22 protein-coding genes are annotated in these 24114 nt (G+C 69.0%); 18 read left to right on the top strand and 4 right to left on the bottom strand.

Annotation, left to right across the window (positions count from 1 at the left end):
• Positions 1–346: 346 nt before the first annotated feature.
• The 4 genes from dnaK (at position 347) to VHB92_RS06380 (ending at position 4620) form a co-directional block, all read left to right on the top strand.
• Complete coding sequence (gene dnaK, locus VHB92_RS06395) at positions 347–2215, top strand: molecular chaperone DnaK (RefSeq protein WP_325452567.1); 1869 nt, start codon at positions 347–349, stop codon at positions 2213–2215.
• Positions 2216–2217: 2 nt separating this feature from the next.
• Complete coding sequence (locus VHB92_RS06390; RefSeq protein ID WP_325452565.1) at positions 2218–2913, top strand: nucleotide exchange factor GrpE; 696 nt, start codon at positions 2218–2220, stop codon at positions 2911–2913.
• 198 nt (positions 2914–3111) lie between these two features.
• Positions 3112–4104 carry a DnaJ C-terminal domain-containing protein gene (locus VHB92_RS06385; RefSeq protein ID WP_325452563.1) on the top strand — a complete coding sequence of 331 codons (993 nt, stop codon included), beginning with the start codon at positions 3112–3114 and terminating at the stop codon, positions 4102–4104.
• A gap of 93 nt (positions 4105–4197) precedes the next feature.
• A complete protein-coding gene (locus VHB92_RS06380; RefSeq protein ID WP_325452561.1) occupies positions 4198–4620 on the top strand; it encodes a heat shock protein transcriptional repressor HspR in 423 nt (140 codons plus the stop codon).
• Here VHB92_RS06380 and VHB92_RS06375 read toward each other — a convergent pair.
• On the bottom strand, positions 4587–5879 hold the full coding sequence (locus VHB92_RS06375; protein WP_325452559.1) for a four-carbon acid sugar kinase family protein: 1293 nt from the start codon (positions 5877–5879) through the stop codon (positions 4587–4589). The genes VHB92_RS06380 and VHB92_RS06375 overlap by 34 nt on opposite strands.
• A 184-nt stretch (positions 5880–6063) precedes the next feature.
• Between VHB92_RS06375 and VHB92_RS06370 the strand changes: the two genes are divergently transcribed.
• The 7 genes from VHB92_RS06370 (at position 6064) to VHB92_RS06340 (ending at position 12336) form a co-directional block, all read left to right on the top strand.
• Complete coding sequence (locus tag VHB92_RS06370) at positions 6064–6816, top strand: FadR/GntR family transcriptional regulator (protein ID WP_325452557.1); 753 nt, start codon at positions 6064–6066, stop codon at positions 6814–6816.
• Between the two features lie 4 nt (positions 6817–6820).
• A complete protein-coding gene (locus VHB92_RS06365; RefSeq protein WP_325452555.1) occupies positions 6821–7669 on the top strand; it encodes an NAD(P)-dependent oxidoreductase in 849 nt (282 codons plus the stop codon).
• Positions 7670–7677: 8 nt separating this feature from the next.
• Positions 7678–8634: an aldo/keto reductase gene (locus VHB92_RS06360; protein WP_325452553.1), complete on the top strand. Its 957-nt coding sequence runs from the start codon at positions 7678–7680 to the stop codon at positions 8632–8634.
• A gap of 142 nt (positions 8635–8776) precedes the next feature.
• A complete protein-coding gene (locus tag VHB92_RS06355) occupies positions 8777–9715 on the top strand; it encodes a sugar phosphate isomerase/epimerase family protein (RefSeq protein ID WP_325452551.1) in 939 nt (312 codons plus the stop codon).
• A gap of 40 nt (positions 9716–9755) precedes the next feature.
• On the top strand, positions 9756–10709 hold the full coding sequence (locus tag VHB92_RS06350; RefSeq protein ID WP_325452550.1) for a 3-hydroxyacyl-CoA dehydrogenase family protein: 954 nt from the start codon (positions 9756–9758) through the stop codon (positions 10707–10709).
• A gap of 82 nt (positions 10710–10791) precedes the next feature.
• A complete protein-coding gene (locus VHB92_RS06345; RefSeq protein ID WP_325452549.1) occupies positions 10792–10914 on the top strand; it encodes a hypothetical protein in 123 nt (40 codons plus the stop codon).
• 57 nt (positions 10915–10971) lie between these two features.
• Positions 10972–12336 (top strand): MFS transporter, encoded by a 1365-nt coding sequence (locus VHB92_RS06340; RefSeq protein ID WP_325452548.1) that lies wholly within the window; start codon positions 10972–10974, stop codon positions 12334–12336.
• A 76-nt stretch (positions 12337–12412) separates the two neighbouring features.
• On the opposite strand, the gene VHB92_RS06335 is transcribed toward VHB92_RS06340, so the two are convergent.
• The 3 genes from VHB92_RS06335 to VHB92_RS06325 all read right to left on the bottom strand — a co-directional run bounded on the left by VHB92_RS06335 (position 12413) and on the right by VHB92_RS06325 (position 15545).
• Positions 12413–13123, bottom strand: a complete 711-nt coding sequence (locus tag VHB92_RS06335; protein WP_325452546.1) for a GntR family transcriptional regulator — start codon at positions 13121–13123, stop codon at positions 12413–12415.
• 112 nt (positions 13124–13235) lie between these two features.
• Entirely contained in the window at positions 13236–13694 is a 459-nt protein-coding gene (locus VHB92_RS06330; RefSeq protein ID WP_325452544.1) for a ribose-5-phosphate isomerase, read from the bottom strand.
• A 105-nt stretch (positions 13695–13799) separates the two neighbouring features.
• Positions 13800–15545: a dihydroxyacetone kinase family protein gene (locus VHB92_RS06325; protein WP_325452542.1), complete on the bottom strand. Its 1746-nt coding sequence runs from the start codon at positions 15543–15545 to the stop codon at positions 13800–13802.
• Between the two features lie 143 nt (positions 15546–15688).
• Between VHB92_RS06325 and VHB92_RS06320 the strand changes: the two genes are divergently transcribed.
• The 7 genes from VHB92_RS06320 (at position 15689) to VHB92_RS06290 (ending at position 23913) form a co-directional block, all read left to right on the top strand.
• A complete protein-coding gene (locus tag VHB92_RS06320; RefSeq protein ID WP_325452540.1) occupies positions 15689–15961 on the top strand; it encodes a glutaredoxin family protein in 273 nt (90 codons plus the stop codon).
• A gap of 201 nt (positions 15962–16162) precedes the next feature.
• The gene (locus tag VHB92_RS06315; protein ID WP_325452538.1) at positions 16163–17548 is read left to right on the top strand and encodes an LLM class flavin-dependent oxidoreductase; all 1386 of its coding nucleotides are present in this window, start codon (positions 16163–16165) and stop codon (positions 17546–17548) included.
• Positions 17549–17607: 59 nt separating this feature from the next.
• Positions 17608–18828: a class I SAM-dependent methyltransferase gene (locus tag VHB92_RS06310; protein WP_325452536.1), complete on the top strand. Its 1221-nt coding sequence runs from the start codon at positions 17608–17610 to the stop codon at positions 18826–18828.
• Positions 18829–18848: 20 nt separating this feature from the next.
• Positions 18849–19544: an NAD(P)H-hydrate epimerase gene (locus VHB92_RS06305; RefSeq protein WP_325452534.1), complete on the top strand. Its 696-nt coding sequence runs from the start codon at positions 18849–18851 to the stop codon at positions 19542–19544.
• A 210-nt stretch (positions 19545–19754) separates the two neighbouring features.
• Positions 19755–20225, top strand: a complete 471-nt coding sequence (locus VHB92_RS06300) for an SRPBCC family protein (protein ID WP_325452531.1) — start codon at positions 19755–19757, stop codon at positions 20223–20225.
• Positions 20218–20775, top strand: coding sequence for a MarR family winged helix-turn-helix transcriptional regulator (locus VHB92_RS06295; protein WP_325452529.1), 558 nt, complete (start codon positions 20218–20220; stop codon positions 20773–20775). The genes VHB92_RS06300 and VHB92_RS06295 overlap by 8 nt, the downstream gene beginning before the upstream one ends.
• Before the next feature lie 36 nt (positions 20776–20811).
• Entirely contained in the window at positions 20812–23913 is a 3102-nt protein-coding gene (locus VHB92_RS06290) for a DEAD/DEAH box helicase (RefSeq protein WP_325452527.1), read from the top strand.
• Positions 23914–24114: the final 201 nt, after the last annotated feature.

Raw genomic sequence — 24114 nt, 5'->3', positions numbered from 1 at the left:
CCGAGCATGCAGCACCAGTCGATGGCGAACGCGACCAGACGACGCCATCTCATCCGAATACCGTAGCGGTCCCGGGTGCTCGGCACTCCCCGCTCGCCGTTCCGTCTCAGCGTGGGGACGCGGGGTCGCGGGCTGGGCCGTCGGGCCGCGGGAATACGCGGGCCAGGCTGCAAAGTTGATATGAGTGTGCTCAAGTTTGGAGATCGGTGCTTGACAGGCATCCCGGTTCTCCCATAAGTTGAGTCTGCGAGGCTCAAGTCTCGCCACGAGCTTCGACCGCAGGCGCAGAAGGCGCCGGGTCATCGGGGTGCACGTCGTGTGCGCCCGAGGAAGGGAAACACAACACATGTCACGTGCAGTAGGTATCGACCTGGGAACGACGAACTCCGTCGTCTCCGTGCTCGAGGGTGGCGAGCCGGTCGTCATCGCCAATGCGGAGGGATTCCGCACGACCCCGTCGGTCGTGGCGTTCACCAAGGATGGCGAGGTGCTGGTCGGCGAGACCGCCAAGCGCCAGGCCGTCACGAACGTCGACCGCACGATCACGTCGGTCAAGCGCCACATGGGCACCGACTGGAAGAAGGAGATCGACGGCAAGAACTACACGCCGCAGGAGATCTCCGCCCGCATTCTGCAGAAGCTGAAGCGCGATGCCGAGCAGTACCTGGGCGACGCGGTGACCGATGCGGTCATCACGGTTCCCGCGTACTTCAACGACGCCGAGCGCCAGGCCACCAAGGAGGCCGGTGAGATCGCGGGCCTCAACGTGCTGCGCATCATCAACGAGCCCACGGCGGCGGCCCTCGCGTACGGCCTCGACAAGGGCAAGGAAGACGAGCTCATCCTGGTCTTCGACCTCGGTGGTGGAACGTTCGACGTGTCTCTGCTTGAGGTGGGCAAGGACGACGACTTCTCGACGATCCAGGTGCGTGCCACGGCCGGTGACAACCGTCTGGGCGGCGACGACTGGGACCAGCGGGTCGTCGACTGGCTGATCAAGAAGTTCAAGGACACCACGGGCGTGGATGTCTCCGGCGACAAGATCGCGCTGCAGCGGCTCAAGGAGGCCGCGGAGCAGGCGAAGAAGGAGCTCTCGTCGAGCATGTCGACGAGCATCCAGCTGCCCTACCTGTCGCTGACCGAGAACGGCCCGGCGAACCTCGACGAGACGCTCACGCGCGCTCAGTTCGAGCAGATGACGAGCGACCTGCTCGACCGCACCAAGAAGCCGTTCCAGGACGTCATCAAGGAGGCCGGCATCAAGGTCTCCGACATCGCCCACGTCGTGCTCGTCGGTGGTTCGACCCGCATGCCTGCCGTCTCGGAACTGGTGAAGCAGGAGACGGGCGGCAAGGAGCCCAACAAGGGCGTCAACCCTGACGAGGTCGTCGCCGTCGGCGCCGCTCTGCAGGCCGGCGTTCTGAAGGGTGAGCGCAAGGACGTGCTGCTCATCGACGTCACCCCGCTGAGCCTCGGCATCGAGACCAAGGGCGGCATCATGACCAAGCTCATCGAGCGCAACACAGCCATTCCGACCAAGCGCAGCGAGACCTTCACGACCGCGGATGACAACCAGCCGTCCGTCGCCATCCAGGTCTTCCAGGGCGAGCGCGAGTTCACCCGTGACAACAAGCCGCTGGGAACGTTCGAGCTCACCGGCATCGCGCCCGCCCCTCGCGGCATCCCGCAGGTCGAGGTCACGTTCGACATCGACGCGAACGGCATCGTGCACGTGTCCGCCAAGGACAAGGGCACGGGCAAGGAGCAGTCGATGACGATCACCGGTGGATCCTCGCTGCCGAAGGACGACATCGAGCGCATGGTGCGCGAGGCCGAGGAGCACGCGGCCGAGGACAAGAAGCGTCGCGAGTCCGCCGAGGTGCGCAACAGCGCCGAGCAGATGGTCTACTCGATCGAGAAGCTCATCAAGGACAACGAGGACAAGCTGCCTGCCGACGTGAAGACCGACGTGCAGGCGGATGTTGACGCGCTCAAGTCGGCCCTCGCGGGTGACGACGACGACGCGGTGAAGGCTGCGCACGACAAGCTCAGCGCGAGCCAGCAGAAGCTGGGTGAGGCGATCTACCAGTCGGCTCAGGCGCAGGGCGAGCAGGGCGACCCGAACGTGGCAGACCCGGGCAACGGCGAGGTGCCGAACCCCGACGAGGACGTGGTGGACGCCGAGGTCGTGGACGACGAGGACGAGAAGAAGTAGTCATGGCAGAGAACGACGAATCGCAAGAGCCGGAGGAGCCGGTCGTTCGCGACAAGCGACGCATCGACCCGAAGACGGGCAAGGTTCGTCAGCCGGACGGCGAGGCGGCCGGGTCGAAGGACTCGGCCGCCGGGCCCGACTCCGAGCGTCTCGAGCATGAGCAGGTCGTCGACGCCTCGGCCGGCACGGATGCGGCGGGCGACGGCTTCGAGGGACCGGATGTCGAGACATCCCTCTCCGACGCCGACCTCGACTTCCTCTCCGGCCAGTCGAACGCTGAGGATCTGGCTGCCGAACGGCTCGCCGACCTGCAGCGCGTGACCGCCGAGTACGCGAACTATCGCAAGCGCACCGAGGCGAACCGCGAGATCGAGCGCGAACGCGCGGTGGCCGACACGGCGAAGGCCATCCTTCCCGTGCTCGACGACCTCGACCGGGCCGAGAAGCACGGCGACCTGGAGGGCGACAGCCCGTTCGCGACGATCGCCGGAAAGCTACGGGCGGCATCGGAGAAGCTCGGGCTGGCACCGTTCGGCACCGTGGGCGAGACGTTCGACCACAATGTGCACGAGGCGATCTTCCAGCAGCCGTCACCTGACGTGACCGAGCCGACCGTCATCGATGTCGTCGAAGTGGGCTACACGCTCGGTTCGACGCTCGTGCGCGCGGCCAAGGTGGTCGTCGCCGTTCCGCAGTAGCACGACGCCCGTACCGCTGGTTGAGCCTGTCGAAACCGGCTCGCACCGCTGGTTGAGCTTGTCGAAACCAGCCCGCACTGCTGGTTGAGCTTGTCGAAACCAGCGGTAGGGAGCTCAATCAGCGGTGGGCCGCTCAACCGGCCGTGGGAAGCTCCACCAGCGAATCAGGCAACAGCAACACAAGAAAGGGGGTGCCGGGTGGCGAGTCAGGACTGGTTCGACAAGGACTTCTACAAGGTGCTCGGTGTCTCCAAGGACGTGTCGCAGAGCGACCTGAAGAAGACATACCGCAAGCTCGCGCGCCAGTACCATCCGGATTCCAACCCGGGTGACGCCAAGGCTGAGGCGAAGTTCAAGGAGATCAGCGAGGCCTACTCGGTGCTGTCCGACGAGGAGCAGCGCAAGGAGTACGACCAGATCCGCGCCATGGGTTCGGGTGCCCGATTCACCGCACCCGGCGGTGGTGCGGGAGCGGGCGGCTTCGAGGACGTCTTCGGCGGCATGTTCAATCAGGGCGGCCGCGGTCAGTCCTACACGTTCCAGCAGGGCGAGTACGACGACCTGCTCGGCGGCCTCTTCGGCAGCGGACGCTTCGGACAGACGACGGGCGGCTACCGAGGGTTCGGCGGGCCGACACGCGGGCAGGATGTCTCGGCATCCACCACCATCGACTTCCAGACCGCGGTCACGGGCGAGACCGTGCACCTGACGGTCGACGGAGAGACCGTGAAGGTGCGCATCCCCGCCGGGGTCAGCGACAAGCAGCGCATCCGCGTGCCGGGCAAGGGACGCCAGTCCCCCGACGGCGGGGAGCGCGGCGACCTGTACCTCACGGTGACGGTGCGCAGACATCCGGTGTTCGAGCGCGACGGCGTCAACCTGCGGGTGAACGTGCCCGTCACGTTCGCCGAGGCGACCCTGGGCGCCACGATCGAGGTGCCGACGCTCGGCGGTGAGACGGTGCGGCTCAAGGTGGCGCCTGGCACGCCCAGCGGCCGTGTGCTGCGCGTGAAGGGCAGAGGCGTCGCCACGAAGAAGGCGACGGGCGACCTGCTCGCCGTGGTGCAGGTGGTGGTTCCCTCGCACCTGAGCAAGCAGAGCGAGGATGCCTTGAAGGCGTTCGAAGACACCCTGCCGAAGGAGAACCCGCGCGAAGACCTGCTCGCGAAGGCGAGGGCCGCCGCGCGCTGATGCCCGCGCCGCCCGCGGCCGTGGTAGGCATCGGAGTGGAGCGAGGAGCCGCGACGAGCGGGCGCACGGAGGCAGAGCGGGGAGGAGAAGCCGATGGTCGAACTGGATGAGACGACCCCGGTCTTCGCGATCGCCGCTGCCGCCGAGCTGGCCGGGATGCATCCTCAGACGCTGAGGCAGTACGACAGGCTCGGGCTCGTCAGCCCCCGGCGCACGGCGGGCCGCTCACGCCGCTACTCGATGCGCGACGTGGTGCAGCTGCGCGAGGTGGCCCGACTGGGCTCGGAGGGCGTGAGCCTGGAGGGCATCCGCCGCATCCTCGAACTGGAGAACCAGGTGACCCGCCTCGGCGAGCGCGTGCGCGAGCTGGAGACCGCACTGGCCGACGAGATGCTGAACCGGCCGGGACGCCGCGTGTTCGCGGCGGGCTCGGAGGGCGAGGTGGTCTCGCTTCGCGCGGGCACGCGCATCCGGCGCAGCAATCAGGTCGTCGTCTGGCGGCCGCTCGATCGCTGAGAGGCAGCGTTCGGGGCCGGGTATCCGACCGCGCTGAGGATGGACACGAGAGTCTCCCGTCCGCCGACGTTGCCCGGCACGACGACGTACAGCACCCGGTGCCCGTCACTCGCGGTCAGATCCCACACCGAGACACCGGCCAGCACCTGGCCGACGACCCTGGCCGAGCGTGCGCCGAGGCCGATCCTCGCGACATCCGCCGAGGTGATCCCGCCTTTCGCGATCACGACGTCCACGCCGGGGGCGACCTCCCGCACCGCTGTCGTCAGCGACTCCATCACGCGGCGCCCATGCTCGAGCGTGTTGTGCTCCGACGACCGCTCGCGCTGACTCATCAGGATGCCGAGCCCTCTGCCGTCCAGCTGTGTCGCCACTTCTGCGGCCGCGCGCGCACCGGCCGCCCGAGCGTCGCGGAGTGCGGCGGCGGTGTCGACTTCGACCGCTGCACCCCAGCTCGCGATGACCGGCTCCAGCTGCCGCGTCGCACCCGCCGTGTGCGAGCCGCAGACCAGGAGGGTCCGCGCGGGTTCTGGCAGCAGGGGCGTGGCCAACAGGCCAGTGCTCGCCACACCGGCCAGGGCGGCGGCGAGCGGAGCGGCGCAGCGCACGACGATCGTGCGGCCGCGCTCCTGAGCATCGGTGATCGCGTCGGCGATGATCGCCACGTCGCCGTCGTCGAGAACGTCGGGAAGCACGACCGAGCCTGCCGGGGCATCCATCAGCACACGCGTCAGGTCGCCGTGGCGCACTTCGTCGAGCGGCACGTCGATTCCGGTGCGCCCCGACTTCTCCTTGACGTACTCGGTGAGGCGACCGTGGGCGAAGCCGAAGACCGGATCCTGCGCGTACTCCGTCTCATCCGCAGGCACATCCACGCCGTCGATCTTCACCAGGTGCACACCGTCCACGGTGGTGCGTCCGCCGGCCGGGAATGCCGGAACGAACACCATGATCGAGTCCTCGTCGGCGAAGACGTCGGACTCCGCGAAGACGTGTCCGCGCAGCGTGGAGTCGCCGCGCAGCACGAAGCGCACCGGCTCGTTGAGCGCCAGCCCTGCCTCGAGACCGTCGGCGCGCACCCGGCTCACCAGGGCGACGGCATCCGCCTCGTCGATCGCCCGCGAATTGGTCTGCACGTAGACGCTGTCGTCGGTTCGCAACGCCGCGGTGAGCAGCTCTGCGTTGGAGTCCAGCAAGACGGTCACGCCCGTCGCGGACTGCGTGCCCGTCGGGTCGTCGTCGAGAACGATGGTCTTCACGGAGCTCCTCGGCCTGGGTCGCGGCGCTGCCTGCACCGGTGTTTGACACGCGTTTTCGACTACCGTAATGTCGGCCGAGCAATTGGTCAAACCAATCGACGGTCGGTGCGCATCGGGGCCCGAGTCGGGTCGGCAGCACGGCGTCGGGGGCGTCGACCGGGAGCGGAACGTGAGGAGAGACGGCGTGGACGATCGGCTGGACCGGCTCGTCGCGCGGCTGATCGAGCTGAGCACCCCCGCCGACGGCGGAGCGCTGCGGCTGCCGCCGGAGCGCGAGCTCGGCGAGGCGCTCTCGATGAGCCGAGGAGCACTGCGTGAGCAGCTCGCCACGCTGGAGAACCTCGGCGTCCTGCGCCGCAGGCAGGGACACGGAACGTACATCGACGCGCCTGACGCCTCGTTTCTGCGCACATCGTTCGTGCTCATGCGGCGCCTGGGCTATCTCAACGACGAACAGTTCACCACGGCCCGGGAGCTGCTGGAGGAGACGGTCGCAGCGGAGGCCGCACGGCAAGCCACCGACGCCGACGTCGTCGAGCTGCGCTCCATCGTGACCGACCTCGTGCGGCATTCGGCGAACGGCGATGACGATGCTGCGCTCGAGGCGGACCTCGAACTCCACAACCGGCTGTTCCGGATCGTCGACAACCCCGTGTTCACCATGCTCAATCAGGGGATCAGCCACGTTCTGCGCGAGAACGTGCGCGAGCGCCGCGCCGTCGCCGCCCAGCGTTCGATCAGAGACGAAGACGGCTCGATCGCCACCGACACCGTGCACGGCGACATCGTCGACGCCCTGCAGGTGCACGACCCCGACCTCGCTCGCGCCGCGATGCGCAGGCACTTCGAGCACTACGCGCGCGTCGCGGGACCGACGGATGCACCGATCGGCTCCGACCGCGCCGCACCCGTCACGAGCGCCACCACGGAGGAATGACACCATGAGCCAGATCACGTTCGTCGGAATCGGAGCCATCGGCCTGCCGATGGCCGCGCGACTCGCCGAGCGGGGGCATGCCGTGACCGGCGTGGACCCGTTCGAGGCCGCACGGGAACGCGCGACCGAGGCCGGCCTCACGACCGCAGCAAGCCTACCGGATGCGCCGGAAGCGCCCATCGTGATCGTGATGGTGGCGACCGGCGCGCAGCTCGACGACCTCATCCAGACGGCAGGCGATCGTCTCGACGGCCGGCTCGTCGTCGTGATGTCGACTGTCGGACCCGAGGCGATGGCGAGTGCGGCATTGCGCTTGCAGGCTCGCGGATCCCGCGTGGTCGACGCTCCCGTCACGGGAGGTGCGGTACGGGCGAAGACCGGCGAGCTGGTCATCTTCGCCTCGGGGGAGGCAGACGCGGTGGCCGAGGCATCCGTGCCGCTCTCCGACCTCGGCACGGTGCGCACGGTGGGCACAGCACCAGGCGACGGGCAGGCCGTGAAGGTCATCAACCAGCACCTGTGCGCCGTGCACATCGTGGCGGCGGCCGAAGCGCTGAGCCTTGCCGAGCGGCTGGGGCTGGATCAGGCGGAGGTGCTCGAACTCGTCGGCGGCGGCGCTGCCGGTTCGTGGATGCTCTCCGACCGCGGACCGCGCATGCTCATGGACACGGATGCTCCCGTGATGAGCCAGATCAACATCTTCGTGAAAGACAGCGGTCTGGTGGCGGATGCCGCTGCCGCCACCGGAGCGCAGGTACCGCTTCTCGACGCCGCCAGGCAGCGTTACCTGGACGCCCAGGCCGCCGGCCTGGGGCGTCGCGACGACAGCCGCGTGATCGAGACCTACCGGTGAGGAACACCATGGACGACTTCGACGCGGTACCCACCGCCATGCTCGGCACGATGACCTTCGGCGACACCGCGGGGCCGGAGACCGCCGCGGACATCGTCGCCGCCGCCCTCGACGCCGGTGTCCGCTGGTTCGATACGGCCAACAGCTACAGCGACGGCGAGAGCGAGCGCATCCTCGGCCGCCTCCTGGCGGGAAGAGACGATGTGGTCGTCGCCACCAAGGTGGGGCAGCCGCAGTCGGCCCTGGGCACGGAGCACCTGCTGTCGGCCGAACTCGTGCGCCGATCCGTCGACGACAGCCTGTCGCGGCTCGGCAGAGACAGCGTCGACGTGCTGTACCTGCACCGTCCCGATCGTTCCACGCCCATCGCGGAGACGCTGGGCGCCGTCGCCGCGCTGATCGAGGCCGGGAAGGTGCGCCGGCTCGGCATCTCGAACTACGCCGCGTGGCAGATCGAGCAGGTGGCTGCGGAGACGACCGCCCTCGGCATCCCGCCGCTGGCCGTCAGCCAGCAGCTGTACAACGCGATCTCCCGGCGGCTCGAGGAGGAATACCAGGAGTACGCGGTGACGACGGGGCTTGCGACCGTGGTCTACAACCCGCTCGCCGGAGGGCTGCTCACCGGGCGGTACCGCCCGGATGCGGATGCCGGCGCCGGTCGCTTCGGCAGCGCCAGGAACTCGCGGGAGTACCGAGCGCGCTACTGGGACCCGCGGTTCTTCGACGCCGTCGACGCTCTGCAGACGATCGCCGACGGCGCGGGGATGCCCCTGGCCCAGCTCGCGATGCGGTGGCTCGTCGGCCGCCCGGCTGTGCAGTCGGTGCTCGTCGGCGGATCCCGCGTCGATCACGTGGTCGACAACCTGAACGCACTGGCGCTCGGCGGACTCCCGGCGGAGGTCAGCGCGGCCGCCGACGAGGTCGGCGACGTGCTGCGGGGGCCGATGCCGGCGTACAACCGCTGAAGCGTGAGAGGGGTGGCTGCCCGCCGAGGTGCCGATCGGATCGGCGATCGGCCGGGGTTGCATCCCTCCTAAAGCGTCGATTATCTTTCATATAGGATCTACTCTTGCTGCGACACGCGGCACCGACATGCAACGGAGCGACATGGCCACCGAGACGACGAAGTACACAGCAGAGACGTGGCCGATCGCGGCGTGTCTGCACGGTTTCGCTCCTGTCGACAGGAGCGGTGTGGCGATGCACGATGCTCCGGCCGAGGTGTGGGATGCCATGCTCGGCGAGATCGAGAGTGTCGGGTTCTCGCTGATCGAGCTGGCGGACAGCCACATCAGGCCCGCAGATCTCGACCCGGCCCGTCGTGACGAGTTCCTGGCGATCGCGCGCTCGCACGGCATCGGGGTGCCGTCCGTGCATCTGCAGCGGCAGAGCGTCATCCAGCCCGGTCACGAGGAGCGCAACCTGGAGTACGCGCACCGCACCATCGACGCCGCGGCGGAGTGGGGCATGCAGGTGTTCTCCACCGGACTGCATCAGCCGTTCAGCCCGGCGCAGCGGGAGGCGCTCTGGTTCTGGACCGCGCAGGGGCCGCAGGACCCGGACGACCCCGAGGTGTGGGGCCAGGCCGTGTCGCGCATCCGTGAACTGGGCAAGCACGCCGCCGACCTCGGGCTCCGGATGGCGCTGGAGCTTTACGAGGACACCTACCTCGGCACCGCGGACAGCGCCGTGCGATTCGTCGAAGAGGTCGGACTGGACAACGTGGGCCTGAACCCCGACGTGGCCAACCTCATCCGCCTGCACCGCCCGGTTGAGGACTGGCGCGAGCTGTACGCGAAGACCCTGCCGTACGCCAACTACTGGCACGTGAAGAACTACACGCGTGATGAGGCAGCGGACAAGAGCTGGGCGACCTCGGTGCCCTCCACCATGGAGACCGGGCTCATCAACTACCGGCAGGTCTTCAAGGACGCCGTCGAGGTGGGCTTCGACGGCATCATCCTCTGCGAGCAGTACGGCGGCGACAGCCTCGGCGTCTGCGCCACCAACCAGAAGTACATCCGCACCCTGCTGCCCCGCGGCTGACCTGCTGCGACACCGCTTTCGGGTTCAAGAAGGGATTCTCATGACAACACGCACCATCGCCATCGTCGGCTCCGGCTACATGGGCGGAGGGATCGCCCAGGTGCTCGCCCTGGCGGGCAACACCGTGCGCATCTCCGACATCTCGGAGGAGATCGCCCGCGCCAACTACGAGCGGCTGCTCGTCGAGACGCAGCTTTTCGTGAACGACGGGCTCTTCCCGGCCGACGCCGTGGAGCGCATCACCGCGCACCTGGAGCCTGCCGTCTCGATCGAGGATGCCGTCGCCGACGCCGACTTCATCGAGGAAGCGGTTCCGGAGAAGATCGAGATCAAGCACGAGACGCTGCGGCGCATCAGCGCGGCGGCGCGTGAGGACGCGGTGATCGGGTCCAACACCTCGACCATCCTGATCGGGTCGCTCGCCACCGCTGTCTCGCACCCTGAGCGCTTCCTCGGCGTGCACTTCTCCAATCCGGCGCCGTTCATCCCGGGCGTCGAGCTGATTCCGCACGAGGGAACCGCTGAGTCGGCCATCGCCGTCGCGGAGGAGGTCGTGACGGCGACCGGCAAGGAGACCGCGAGGGTCAAGGACTCGACCGGCTTCGTGCTCAACCGGCTGCAGTACGCGCTGTTCCACGAGGCGACGCAGATCGTCGAGGAGGGAATCGCCACTCCCGAGGACGTCGACACGCTGGTGCGCACCACGTTCGGCTTCCGGCTTCCGATCTTCGGACCGTTCGCGATCGCCGACATGGCGGGTCTCGACGTCTACGCGTTCTGCTACGCATCGCTGCAGACCAGGTGGCCGGAGCGTTTCGCCACCCCGGCTTCGCTGAAGGAGCTGGTGGATGCCGGCAAGTTCGGCACGAAGACGGGCGCGGGCTATCTCGACGTTCCCGCGGATCGCACCGCCGAGCTCGTCGCATATCGCAACAAGGCGTATGTGGCGATGAAGAAGCTCATCGACGAACTCGGTCCCGCGCCGATCGACTGACCCTGAACGTCGGCGGCCGGAACCGGCACCGATTCCGAATCACAACGAAGCGAGGACTGACATGAGCAGCACAAGGAACGACGTGAGCACCACGAGGCAGAACGGCAGCGCGACCTGGTCGAAGGGCCGCCTGGTGATCCTGGCCGTCGGCATCCTGCTCGTCGCGGCGGGCGTCTGGCAGATCGTCCCGTCGCTCCGCGGCTGAGCCTCCAGCCGACATCCGCACCACCAGCTACGGACAACACTCAAAGGAGAGCATCCCTTGTCCAGTCCGACCCCCGCGGCGACTTCCGTCGCGGTCTACAGCCCCGCCCTCAAGTCGGCGATCTCCAAGGCGGCGAAGCGGCTCATGCCGATGCTCGTCATCCTCTACTTCGTCGCGTTCCTCGACCGCACGAACGTCGGTTTCGCCGAGGAGGCGCTGCGCGTCGACCGAGGCGTCTCCGACGGAGCGTTCGCTCTCGGCGCCGGCATCTTCTTCATCGGCTACGCGATCTTCGAGATCCCCAGCAACCTCATGCTCAGGAGGTTCGGCGCCAAGGTGTGGCTGGCGCGCATCGCCATCACCTGGGGAATCGTGGCGGCGGCGTTCGCCTTCACCACGAACGACGTGATGTTCGTCGTTCTGCGCTTCCTGCTCGGTGTGACGGAGGCCGGTCTGTTCCCCGGCATCATCATGTTCCTTGCCGAGTGGTTCCCGAACAAGGTGCGCGTGCAGATGTTCGCCATCTTCTACCTGGCGCAGCCTCTCTCGCAGATGATCGGATCCCCGCTGAGCGGCGGCCTGATCAGCTTCGGTGACGCGGTCACGCCGTGGGAGGGCTGGCAGGTGATGTTCTTCACCGAGGGCCTGCTGGCGATAGCCGCTGGCATTGTCGCCATCTTCCTGCTCATCAACCACCCGCAGCAGGCGAAGTTCCTCGACGATGACGAGAAGTCGGCTCTGGCAGAGGTCATGAAGACCGAGGACGCCCTGCGAACGGAGGACGGCCCGAGCGGCATCTGGCGAGCGATGGCGAGCTGGAAGGTGTGGTACTTCACCATCATCTACTTCTGCCTGGAGATCGCGGTGTACGGCACCACCTTCTACCTGCCGCAGCAGGTGTCCGGACTCATCGGGCAGTCCGTCGGCTGGCAGGTGGGACTTCTCTCCGCCATCCCGTGGTTCGTCGGGCTGTTCGCCTGCTACTTCGCCGGCCGGGCCGCCAACACCATCCTGCGTCGCCGCAACTGGGGCACCTGGTTCTACATCATCACGGGCCTCGCGATCTTCGGCTCGGCGTGGGCGGGTGCTGCGGGTGCACCGTTCCTCGGCATCCTGTTCATCACCATCGCCGTCGCCAGCTTCCTGTCGGTCGGACCGATCACCTGGGCGTACCCGACCGCGTTCCTCACCGGGGCGGCGGCTGCGGCAGGCATCGGCCTCATCAACTCGCTGGGCAACCTCGGCGGATTCGTCGCGCCGCTGATGCGCACGGGCTTCAACAACGCCATGCCGACCGAGTCCGGAGTCTGGGGCGTCGTCTCGCTCGGCGTGTTCGCGTTCCTCGCGGCCGCCATGCTCTACTGCACGCGCTTCTTCAGCTCGAAGAGCGACGAGCTGCTGGACGTCTCGCCGGGTCACTGATCGCTGACCGCCTGCGAGAAGGCCGGGTCGAGCCACAAGGCTCGACCCGGCTTTCGTTGTCTCGATCGGTGCCGCGCTAGCGCTGGGCGTCCTCCCGGGAGCGCTCGCGCACCCGCTCGATGTGGTCGCGCATGGCGTTCGCGGCGGCATCCGGGCCCTCGGCGAACGCGTCGAGAATCGCCTGATGCTCCTCGACGGCGAAGTCGGCGTCGCTGACTCTGCTCGTCACCGTCTGCCGCATGCGATGCACTCGCGTCGAGATCGCTTCCGACATGTCGATCAGGAACGGGTTGCGGGTGCCTTCGAAGATCAGGTGGTGGAACTTCCAGTCCACCTCGAAGTACTCGCGCAGCAGAGCGACGTCCAGGGCGTCGGATGCCATGGCGTCGTGCACGCGCTGCGCGATGGATCGGTGGTCGTCCAGCGCCTGGGTGAGAAGCGGAACGATGGAGTCGTCGCGAGCAGCGGCAAGCGCCGTCGCCCCGCCCTCGAGCACGAGCCGGGTGTCGAAGAGCGCCTCGAGCTGCCCGTCGGAGATGGGCGGAGCGACCCGGTAGCCCTTGTTGGCCTCTCGTGTGACGAGACCCGTCCGCTCGAGTTGCACGAGGGCTTCACGAACCGGGGTGGGCGAGACCCGCAGGTCGCGGGCGATCGTGTCGATGGACAACCGTGAGCCTGGCTCGATGTCCGAGCTCATCAGCATGTCGAGCACGAGGTCGTAGACGCGGTCGCGCAGCCCGATGCGCTCGAGCGCGCCCCGCGCGCGGAGCGGATAAACCGTGGACATCGCTACCTCCGACTGTCAGATGTTAGCCGTGCTGCGGGACCGGAGCCTGCGCGACGCCCGTCCCGTGGGGCGACGGAGCCACCGGCATCCGTGCGGTGCCGGCTCGGGAACGTCAGACCCCTTCGTAGCTGCAGATCTCCTGCACCTTCTCGTTGGAGGCGCTCGTGGCGTCGAACTCGTACGTCAGCCACTCGCGAACGTTGCGGCGCGCGAGCTCGAGACCGACGACGCGCTGCCCCATGCAGAGCACCTGGGCGTTGTTGGACAGGACGGAGCGCTCAACGGAGTACGAGTCGTGCGCCGTGACGGCGCGGATGCCCTTCACCTTGTTCGCGGCGATCGCCACTCCGAGGCCGGTTCCGCAGATCAGGATCGCCCTGTCCGCCTCACCGCGTGCGACCAGCTCGGCGGCGGTGGTGGCGATCGTCGGGTAGTTCGTGTGCCCATCGGCGTCGACGCCGACATCGGTCACGGATGTGACGAGCTCATTCGCCTCGAGGTCCTTCTTGATCGCTTCCTTGTAGTCGAATCCCGCGTCGTCCGATCCGACGACGATGCGCCATGCGGTCATGTGCTTCTCCTTGTTCCTGCGTGTGCCTGCTTGTTCGAGTGTGGTTCTGTCCGCGTCTGCCGGCCGTGTCGGCCGTTGTGTGGGCCGGTTGGCCGGGGCGGCCAGTCAGGCCTCGTCCGCGCCCTCCGTGGAGAGCGCGTCGTGCAGTCTCTCGACGATGAGCGCGAGCGACACCGCGCCGGGGTCGGGAACCCCGAGTGCCTTGTCGCCGTGCGAGCGCGCGCGGCCCATACCCGGCATGAGGTCCTTCGTCGCGTCGGCGGCACGCGTGGCGGCGGTGGCGGCCGCGGCCCAGGCATCCGGCAGGCTCGCGCCATCGGCGACCTCGGCGGCGAGCGTCTCGGCGAACGGCACGAGGGCATCCACCATGGTCTTGTCGCCGACCTTGGCCTTGCCGTACTCCATGACGGCGGTCGCGGCCGCTGTGACTCCGGCAGAGACGGATGCCGGTGTGGGGGCATCCGTGTCGCCCACGGTGCGACCCACGGTGTTCAGGATGACGCCCCAGAGCGCGCCCGACGTGCCCCCTGCGCGGTCCGACCAGGCATCACCGGCTTCGGACAACACGGTTCCGGCGCCTGCGCCGGCGTCCGCGATGCCTGCCGCGGCGTCTGCGGCGGCACGAGCGCCGCGCTGCATTCCGATGCCGTGGTCGCCGTCGCCGGCGATCGCATCGATGCGGCCCAGCTCGTCCGCGTTCTCGTCGATCACGTCGCGGGTCGCGGCGATCAGCGCGACGACGCGTTGCGCTGCTGCACCGGACTCGGCGCTCGCCTCCGGAATGACCCGATTCGCCTCCGTCTCGCCACTGGTGGCGACCGTGACGAGCGCACCGGGGTCGATGGCTCCGGTGCGGAACGCGGGTGTGTCCGCTGCGGCGAGCCAGAACCGCTCGAGCTCGTCGTCGAGCCAGAGAAGCGTCAACGAGACGCCCGCCATGTCGAAGCTGGTGCAGAACTCGCCGACCTGGGGGTCGACGAGCTGGATGCCGGACTGCTCGAGCAGGTCGGCGAGCCGGTCGAAGACGACGAACAGCTCTTCGCTCTTCACCGAACCGAGCCCGTTCAGAATCGGCACCACACGGGCGCCTTTCATCTCGACGCCGTCCGGGATCTCCAGCAGATCGAGCAGCCGCGTCACGAACAGCTCGGCAAGGCCGTCTGCGGTCGGGATGTCCGTCTCGTCGATCCCGGGCTCGCCGTGGATGCCCAGCCCCATCGCCATCCGCCCCTCCGGCACCGAGAACAGCGGCTCGTCGGCGCCGGGCAGCGTGCAGCCGGTGAACGCGACGCCCATCGACCGCGTCCGCTCGTTGGCGAGGGTGGCGACCCGTTCGACGCCGTCGAGGTCGTAGCCGGCGGCCGCGGCTCCGCCCGCGACCTTGAAGACCGTGAGGTCTCCGGCGATCCCCCTGCGCTTCTCCCGCTCCGTGGCCGGGGCGCTGAAGATGTCGTCGGTGACCCTGACCGTGCGGCAATCGATGCCGTCGGCACGCACTGCCTCCTGCGCCGCGGTGAAGTGCAGCACGTCGCCCGCATAGTTGCCGTAGCTGAGCAGCACGCCGCGTCCTTGCTCGCTGGCGCGGATCACGCCTTCGACCTGGTGAGCAGACGGGGATGCGAACAGATTCCCCATGGCCGCCCCGTGCGCGAGTCCCGGTCCGACGAGTCCGCCGAACGCCGGGTAGTGGCCGGAGCCGCCGCCGATGACGACGGCCACCTCGGCATCCGCCGAACGGGTCGAGCGCGACACCCCGCCGGTCACCTTGCGAACCCATCGCCGGTTGGCCCTCACGAAGCCATCGAGCATCTCGTCGGCGAAGTCAGCCGGCTCGTTCCACAGCCTCGTCATCTGGTCATCTCCTCATGGTCTGCACCCGCGCGAAACAGCTTCCTATAGGATATTGGAAACGGTGGGGCGGCGCATCCTCTGCCCGACGCGGTGCGGGCTTGCGGCATCCTGTGGGGTTCGGGCATCCGCTCTACCCTGGACGCATGCCTCAGAACCTCACCGAAGCCCCCGTCGAGCGCGTCACCATGTACGGCGCGGCCTGGTGCGGGGACTGCCGCCGTTCGAAGTCGCTGCTCGACCGCGTCGGCGCCGACTACGAGTACATCGACCTCGAGCAGCACCCCGAGCAGGCGGACAAGGCGCACGCGATCAGCGGACGCACGAACATCCCGGTCGTGGTCTTCCCCGACGGCACGCACTTCGTCGAGCCCACCGACCCGGAGCTGCAGGCGAAGCTCGACGCGCTGAAGGCGTAGGCCCAGGCCTTTATCCGGCGCCGGCTTGCATCCGGCGCCGGCGTTCGGTCGAGTGCCGGCGGTCGATCCGTCGTACGCCGTGGCGGGAGTGCGGCCGTGAGGGTGTCACGTCGGGCGCGGCCCCGCCGTGAGGCGTCCGCAGTGTGACGCATTGTTGCGTCTCGAGGCGGGCGATCGGCAGGGCTGCACGAGCATGGACCAATGGCACGACAGATCCGCTTCAACGCGTTCGACATGAACTGCGTCGCGCACCAGACGTCCGGCTTGTGGAAGCACCCTGCAGACCAGGCCGACCGGTACAAGGACCTCACGTACTGGACCGAGCTCGCCAAGCTGCTCGAGCGCGGACGGTTCGACGGCATCTTCATCGCCGACGTGCTGGGCACCTACGACGTGTACGGCGGCACGAACGAGGCGGCCATCCGCAACGGAGCCCAGGTGCCGGTGAACGACCCGCTGCTCGTCATCCCGGCCATGGCGTACGTGACCGAGAACCTCGGGTTCGGCGTGACGGCGGGAACCGCCTACGAGCATCCGTATCCGTTCGCGCGCCGCATGTCCACTCTCGACCACCTCACCAAGGGCCGCATCGGCTGGAACGTCGTCACCGGGTACCTGCCCTCCGCCGCGCGCAACATGGGGCACGACGACCAGGCCGAGCACGACGACCGCTACGACCACGCCGACGAGTACCTCGAGGTGCTCTACAAGCTGTGGGAGGGGTCGTGGGAAGACGACGCCGTCGTCAAGGATGTCGACAACGGCGTCTTCACCGATCCGGCGAAGGTGCACTCCATCGGCCACAGGGGCAAGCACTTCACGGTGCCCGGCATCCACATCGCCGAGCCATCGCCGCAGCGAACGCCCGTGATCTACCAGGCGGGCGCATCCTCGCGCGGCGTGCGCTTCGCCGCCGAGAACGCCGAGGCGATCTTCATCGCCGGACCCACCAAGGAGGTCGTGGCCTCCACTGTGAAGAAGATCCGGGATGCCCTCGAGGCGGCGGGCCGGGACAGGTACGCCGCGAAGATCTACACGCTGCTCACGGTGATCACCGACGAGACTGATGAGAAGGCGCAGGCCAAGTACGAGGAGTACCTCAGCTACGCAAGCGAAGAGGGTGCGCTCGTCTTCATGTCGGGCTGGATGGGCATCGACCTCTCGAAGTACGCGCTCGACGAGCCGATCGGCAACGTGAAGTCGAACGCGATCCAGTCGGTCGTGGCGAGCTTCCAGCAGAACAACTCCGAAGGACGCGAGTGGACGGTCGGCGACATCGCCAGGCACGGCGCGATCGGCGGGCTCGGACCGTTCGTCGTCGGATCCGGGGAGACGATCGCCGACCTGCTCCAGGACTGGGCGGAGGAAACCGACGTCGACGGTTTCAACCTCGCCTACGTTGTGACGCCCGGCACGTTCGAGGACATCGTCGAGCACGTGATCCCCGTTCTGCAGGAGCGCGGCGCCTACCCGACCGAGTACGCGGAGGGCACGCTGCGCAACAAGCTGCACGGCGCCGGAGACCGCCTGCCCGACGACCACCGTGGCGCGAACTACCGGGTGGGGGCATTCGAGCGCGCTATCTGACGCCGCCCGTCCGACCGTTCGGCGGCCGGGCCGGCACCGCCGCGGCCTAGGCTGATGCGGTGGCCGAGTTCGAGTGGGAGCGACTGCGCCGCTGGCCCGACGCGGAGGCCGCGAATCTGTCCGCGTCGGATGCCGCCGACCGGCTCATCCTCGACACGGCGGCATTCGCGCTCCGCGACGAGCACCCGGCCGACGTCGTCGTCATCGGCGATGCGTACGGCGCCCTGACCTTGGCGTCCGCCCGGCTCCTCGGCCAGGCGGACGCGTCGCGGGAGACGGATGCCCCGCAGCAGGCGGACGCGTCGAGTCGAGCGGATGCGTCGCGGCAGGCGGATGCGCGCGACGTCATCCGGGTGCACCAGGATCCGGTCGTCGCCGAGCGCGCCCTCGATGCCAACGCCGGCAGGCTCGGCCTCGAAGGGTCGTATCGGGCCCGGCCGCTGGACGGCGACCTCCTGCGCGGTGCGCGCGTCGTACTGCTCCGCCTCCCCAAGAGCCTCGACGCTCTCGACGAGATCGCGGGCCTCATCGCCGCGCACGCCGATCCCGAGGTCACGGTGTTCGCGGGCGGAATGCAGAAGCACATGGCGATCGCGATGAACGACGTGCTCCGGCGGCACCTCGAGCGGGTCGACGTCGGACTCGGGCGGCAGAAGGCGCGCGTGCTCACGGCGCACGGTCCGCGGCGGGCCGCCGAGCCGGAGCAGGGGTGGCCGCGGCGCCAGTTCCACGGGGACATCGCGCCTGGGTTATGGGTGTGCGCACACGGCGGCGCGTTCGCCGGCAGCCGCATCGACATCGGCACGCGCTTTCTGCTCGACCACCTCGACGAGGCGGCGACGGGCGCCCGCACGGTGGTCGACCTCGCGTGCGGCACGGGCGTGCTGGCATCCGTGCTCGCGCTCCGGCGGCCGAACGTGCGGGGGATCGCGAGCGATCAGTCGGCGGCGGCCGCGGCATCCGCCGCAGCGACCGTCGCGGTCAACGGCGTCGCGGAGCGCCTCGACGTGCGCCGGGAGAACGCAGGTGAGAGCATCCCCGACGCCTGGGCGGACCTCGTCGTGCTGAACCCGCCGTTCCACAGCGGCACGTCGCTCGACCTGCGCACCGGAAGGATGCTCGTGGCCGCCGCGGCGCGCATCCTCGCGCCTGGAGGCGAGCTCTGGACCGTCTACAACTCGCACCTCGACTACCGCAGCTCGCTGACCCGCCTCGTCGGGCGCACCAGGCAGGTGGACCGCAACCGCAAGTTCACGATCACCGCCTCGGTGAAACGCTGACGGCGCGTATCGTCGCTCACGTGATCCGGGGATATTCCGCAGAGCAGGTCAGGGCGGCGGAGGAGCCGCATCTGAAGGCAGGCGAACCGCTCATGGCGCGCGCGGCCGCGGCGCTGGCGGCGGTCATCCGCGACGAGCTCGGCGTGCTCGACGTTCCGGTGCGGCAGGCGACAGTCCTGCTGCTCGTCGGCTCTGGCAACAACGGCGGCGACGCGCTGTTCGCCGGCGCGGAGCTGGCGGCATCCGGATGCCGCGTGCTGGTCGCCGAGCTCGGATCTCGCGTGCACGAGGCGGGTCGGGCCGCAGCGCTCGCCGCGGGTGCGCAACTCGTCGAGCTCGGCGACGACCCGGAGTCGAGCGTTCTCGCGGCGGCGATGGACGCGCAGGTGATCGTCGACGGCATCCTGGGCACGGGCGCCTACCGCAGTCCGGCGCTTCGCGGCACGGCCCGCGCCGTGGTGCTCGCCATTCGCGCACTGGCCGCTTCGCCGCGCCGTCGCGTGGTCGCCGTCGATCTGCCCAGCGGAGTGAATCCGGACAGCGGCGAGGTTCCAGACGGCGCCGTGCTTCCCGCCGACGTCACCGTCACGTTCGGCGCGTACAAGGCGGGTCTGCTGCGCGACCCCGCATCCGCCTACACCGGCCGCCTGGTGCTGGTCGACCTCGGCCTCGGGCCCGAGCTGGAGAACGAAGCGCCCCTGATCGTGATCGAGTGACGGCCTGTCGCCGTCCTCGCGGTCGTCGGGTCCCGCACCGCGCTTTCCCGCACCTTGTCATATCATCTGTACTCGGATAATCTGCCATCGGATCAACCGTGCGGAGCCGCCCTGAGTGACGAGCTGCGCGGCGGCGATCAGCGAGACGAGAAACACCGCAACGAACCACCGCAGGAAGGCACTGCGAGAAGAACACCGAGAGGATCTGCCATGTGGACAACCGAGCACACCGCCGAGACGCCGCTGCCTCCGGAGGCGGTGTGGGCCGCCCTGCGGGCGCTGCACGAAGGGCGATTGAGCTATGACGGTGCCGACGAGTTCGCGCTCCACGGACCTTTCGCCGTCGGCACCCGCGTCTCCGTCACGCCGGAGGGACAGGAGACGTTCGACTCGACCATCGTCGATCTGGTGGAGAACTCGACCTATGCCGACGAGACCGTGCTGGGCGACATCACGCTGCGCTTCCGCCACACTCTCGTGCCGACGGGTGCGGGCACGAGCGTGACGCACCGGCTCGAGATCGACGGTCCGACGGCCGACGAGGTGGGTCCCGAGCTCGGTCCGCAGATCTCGGCGGACTTCCCGGAGTCGATGCAGCGGCTGCTCGAGGTCGCAGCCGCCGGCGTTCCTGCGCCCGCGACCGAGTCCGAGCCGGGCGAGCGCGAGGCGACGGATGCCTGACGAGAGCCGGATCGGCCGGTCGCGTCGCGCGACGGGTCGGCCGTCCGCGGGCGTGGGGTCCCGAGGGAGCGCCGCGCAGGCCGCGGGCGCCGGTGCCGATGACGGCGTTGCCTCCGGCACCCGGTTCGCGGGAGGCCCGGACGAGAGCCCTGGGTTCCTGCTCTGGCAGGTGACGGTCACGTGGCAGCGCGCGATGGCATCCACTCTCGCGCCGCTCGGCCTGACGCATCCGCAGTTCGTGCTCCTGGCGTGCACCTGGTGGCTGAGTCGCTCGGGCGAGACGCCGAACCAGGCGCGCGTCGCGGCGCGGGCGGGCGTGGAGGTGAAGACGGCGTCGGAGGTGTTCGCGCGGCTGGAGGCGAAGGGTCTCATCACCCGCGCAACGGATGCCGAGGACAGCAGGGCGAAGGCGGTTCGCGCCACGCCGGATGGCGAAGCGCTCGCGCGTCGTGCCGTGGCCCTCGTCGAGGACGCCGATGCCCGGTTCTTCGAGGGCGTCGACACCGGCGACGTGGTCTCGCTGTTGCGCCGTCTGGGACGCACACCGTGACGGCTGGCCGTCGGGGGCGCGTGAGAGCATGAGCGGGTGCCAGGATCCGCCGCCTTCCCCGAGCCCTCCGGAGGAGGCACCGACTGGCGAGACGCGCTTCTGCCGCTGACGTCGGCCGGGGGCGGTCGCGGGGCCGGCGCATCCGCGCGCGTTCCGCTCGCGCTGCTCATCGAGGTGCGTGAGAAGGCGCGGCGCGGAGCACGGAGCCGCTGGGAACATGCAGGCGAGACGACGCGGGCGGTGTCGCGCGCCTCCGCGGGACCCCTCGTCGTCACGGCTCGCCCTGGCGTTCCCGGCAAGCGCGGCGGCTGGGTGAGCGCATCCTTCGGTTGGAGCGGCCTGCAGTACCGCACGAACGAGCTCGGGCTCGACGCGGCGCAGGTGCGTTGGTTCGTCGAGTTCGACGTGCTGTCCAGGGCCGAGCCCGGCCGGTACTCCAGCGGAGACGGCTCCCGGCTCCTGCTCGACGACTACGCGAGCCCGCTGCTGTGGCGCATGCTCGCGGATGCCCCGGCACGCGGCATCGAGATCGCCTATGCGGGCACGTCCGGTTCGGTCGCGCTCGGCACGCTGGCCGAACTCGAGGTGGTGGCGACAGGGGCAGCGGACGGCGGGCTCGTGCTGCGGCCGCGGATCATCGTGGACGGTGAAGCAGTGCCGGAGGCCGCCGTCTCGACAGCCATCGCCGACCACGGGGTCGCGGTCGTGGACTGGAGCGCAGCCGCGCCGCTCGTCACCCTGGCCCCGACCAGTCGTCCGGTGAGCGCTCGGGAGCTCGCGCTGCTCGCCGGTGACGCCATCGAGGTCCCGCCCGAGGATGTCCCGGAGTTCGCGCGCGAGGTGTATCCGGTGCTGGCGCGAGCGGTTCCCGTTCATCGCTCGGATGCGCCGGAGCTGCCGCCGCTCGTTCCGCCCGTGCTCGTGATCACAGTCGCCTTCGAGCTGAGGCAGCGCGTGCGCGTCGACTTCGCGTGGGAGTACCGGGCCGGGGAACGCGTGGACGTGCTCGGCCTCCAGCCGTCCCGCACGGATGCCGTACGTCGCGACGCCGAGGCGGAGCGCGCGATCGCGCAGGCGGTGCTGCAGACCCTCTCGGGCGGCGGCGAGGCCGTGACCGGGTTGACGCCGATCACGCTCACCGGCCTGGACGCCGCGGAGTGGGTCTCCCACGTGCTGCCCGCGCTCGAGGCGATCGACGACGGCGTGCGCGTCGACGTCGAGGGCAAGCGGGTGGACTACACCGAGCTCACCGAGCCGCCGGAGCTCGTGGTGACGACCGTGCCCACGGACCAGCGCGACTGGTTCGATCTCGGAGTGCTCGTGACGGTGCAGGGCAGGCAGATCCCGTTCATGCCGCTGTTCCGCGCGCTCGCCTCCGGGCGCAAGAAGCTGCTGCTCGTCGACCACAGCTACCTGTCGCTCAATCAGCCGGTCTTCGATCGCCTCAGGGACCTTCTGTCCGAGGCGGAGAGCCTCGCAGAGTGGGAGACGGGCCCGCGCATCAGCCGGTATCAGGCATCCCTCTGGGCGGACTTCGAAGACCTGGCCGACGAGGCACGGCCCGCCGTGGAGTGGCGCGCGACGGTGGCCGGCCTGCTCAGTGCCGGCGGCCTGATCGATCCTGTGCCCCTGCCCAGCGGGCTGGTGGCGGAGCTGCGTCCGTATCAGCGCGCCGGCTACGAGTGGCTCGTATTCCTCTGGAGGCATGGACTGGGTGGCGTGCTCGCGGACGACATGGGGCTCGGCAAGACGCTCCAGACGCTGGCCCTCATCGCTCATGCCAGGCAGGCCGCCAACGCGGCAAGCGGCGTTCCGACTGTCGGCAAGACGCGTGACGTCGGCGAGCAGCACGGCGCGGCGGGGGCGGCCGAGCCGCCGTTCCTCGTCGTCGCACCGGCCTCCGTGGTGGCGAACTGGGCGAGCGAGGCCGCGAGGTTCGTGCCAGGGCTGCGCGTGGCATCCGTCACCGCCACCAGGCGTAAGCAGCGGGAGACCCTGGCGGACGCGGTCGCGGGTGCCGACATCGTGCTCACGACGTACACCGTGTTCCGTCTCGACCACGCCGAGTTCGCCGCGCTGCGGTGGGCCGGTCTCGTGCTCGACGAGGCGCAGTTCGTGAAGAACCATGCATCGCAGTCGCACCGGCTCGCCAGGGAGTTGGATGCGCCGTTCCGGCTCGCCGTCACCGGCACGCCGCTGGAGAACAACCTGCTCGAGCTGTGGGCGATGTTCCAGATCGTCGCGCCCGGGCTGTTCCCGTCGCGCCGGCGGTTCGTCGAGGAATACGTCAAGCCGATCGCCGCGGCGGCGAGTCCCGTGCAAGGAACAGATGCCGCGTACGGCAGCGCGCGGCTCGAGCGTCTGCGCCGCCGCATCCGCCCGCTGATGCTGCGGCGCACCAAAGACGTCGTCGCGCCGGAACTGCCCGAGAAGCAGGAGCAGGTGCTGAGCATCCCGCTCGCCCCTCGCCATCGCGCGCTCTACGACACGTGGCTGCAGCGCGAACGGCAGAAGGTGCTCGGCCTGCTCGACGACCTCGACCGGCAGCGGTTCATCGTCTACCGATCCATCACCTTGCTGCGCATGCTGGCCGTGGATGCCTCCCTCATCGACCAGGCGAACGACGGCGTTCCCTCGACCAAGCTCGACGGCCTGCTCGACCAGCTCGGCGACATCATCGCCGAAGGCCACAGAGCCCTCGTGTTCAGCCAGTTCACGTCGTATCTGCGCAAGGTGGCGGGGCGGCTGGATACCGCAGGCATCCGGCACGAGTACCTCGACGGGTCGACCACGCGGCGGGCCGACGTGATCGCGAGCTTTCGTGAGGGCGACGCGCCGGTGTTCTTGATCAGCCTCAAGGCCGGCGGCTTCGGGCTCACGCTCACCGAGGCCGACTACGTCTTCCTGCTCGATCCGTGGTGGAACCCGGCGGCCGAGGCCCAGGCGATCGACCGCACGCACCGCATCGGTCAGACGAAGCAGGTGATGGTGTACCGCATGGTGGCATCCGACACCATCGAGGAGAAGGTGATGCGGCTCGCCAGGAGGAAGGGTGAGCTCTTCGATGCCGTGCTCGATGACGACGGGGCGTTCTCATCCGCTCTGTCGGCCGACGACATCCGGGCCCTCCTCGACTGAGCGGAATTCGCTTCGCACTTCCCGGCACGAAGCGGCTGCCCGTACGAAACGGCTGCCTGCGCGAAAGAGCTGCCCGCACGAAAGGGCTGACCGCACGGAAGGTCTGACCGCACGAAAAGAACTAGCGGTCGCTGTCGATCTCGGGCGGGCATCCGCGTCGGTATGAATGGGCCAGGTTTTCCGGTCCGACACTCACGACAA

This window comes from Humibacter sp. (assembly GCF_035547335.1).
Lineage (GTDB): Bacteria > Actinomycetota > Actinomycetes > Actinomycetales > Microbacteriaceae > Humibacter.
This window is presented reverse-complemented; position numbering and strand designations above follow the sequence as displayed.

What these genes read in the sequence shown, in the direction of transcription:
- dnaK (WP_325452567.1), top strand. Translation starts at nt 347, where the DNA reads ATGTCACGTGCAGTAGGTATCGACCTGGGAACGACGAACTCCGTCGTC.
- VHB92_RS06325 (WP_325452542.1), bottom strand. Translation starts at nt 15,545, where the DNA reads ATGACGAGGCTGTGGAACGAGCCGGCTGACTTCGCCGACGAGATGCTC.
- VHB92_RS06355 (WP_325452551.1), top strand. Translation starts at nt 8,777, where the DNA reads ATGGCCACCGAGACGACGAAGTACACAGCAGAGACGTGGCCGATCGCG.
- VHB92_RS06350 (WP_325452550.1), top strand. Translation starts at nt 9,756, where the DNA reads ATGACAACACGCACCATCGCCATCGTCGGCTCCGGCTACATGGGCGGA.
- VHB92_RS06360 (WP_325452553.1), top strand. Translation starts at nt 7,678, where the DNA reads ATGGACGACTTCGACGCGGTACCCACCGCCATGCTCGGCACGATGACC.
- VHB92_RS06315 (WP_325452538.1), top strand. Translation starts at nt 16,163, where the DNA reads ATGGCACGACAGATCCGCTTCAACGCGTTCGACATGAACTGCGTCGCG.
- VHB92_RS06365 (WP_325452555.1), top strand. Translation starts at nt 6,821, where the DNA reads ATGAGCCAGATCACGTTCGTCGGAATCGGAGCCATCGGCCTGCCGATG.
- VHB92_RS06300 (WP_325452531.1), top strand. Translation starts at nt 19,755, where the DNA reads ATGTGGACAACCGAGCACACCGCCGAGACGCCGCTGCCTCCGGAGGCG.
- VHB92_RS06390 (WP_325452565.1), top strand. Translation starts at nt 2,218, where the DNA reads ATGGCAGAGAACGACGAATCGCAAGAGCCGGAGGAGCCGGTCGTTCGC.
- VHB92_RS06380 (WP_325452561.1), top strand. Translation starts at nt 4,198, where the DNA reads ATGGTCGAACTGGATGAGACGACCCCGGTCTTCGCGATCGCCGCTGCC.
- VHB92_RS06295 (WP_325452529.1), top strand. Translation starts at nt 20,218, where the DNA reads ATGCCTGACGAGAGCCGGATCGGCCGGTCGCGTCGCGCGACGGGTCGG.
- VHB92_RS06330 (WP_325452544.1), bottom strand. Translation starts at nt 13,694, where the DNA reads ATGACCGCATGGCGCATCGTCGTCGGATCGGACGACGCGGGATTCGAC.
- VHB92_RS06320 (WP_325452540.1), top strand. Translation starts at nt 15,689, where the DNA reads ATGCCTCAGAACCTCACCGAAGCCCCCGTCGAGCGCGTCACCATGTAC.
- VHB92_RS06335 (WP_325452546.1), bottom strand. Translation starts at nt 13,123, where the DNA reads ATGTCCACGGTTTATCCGCTCCGCGCGCGGGGCGCGCTCGAGCGCATC.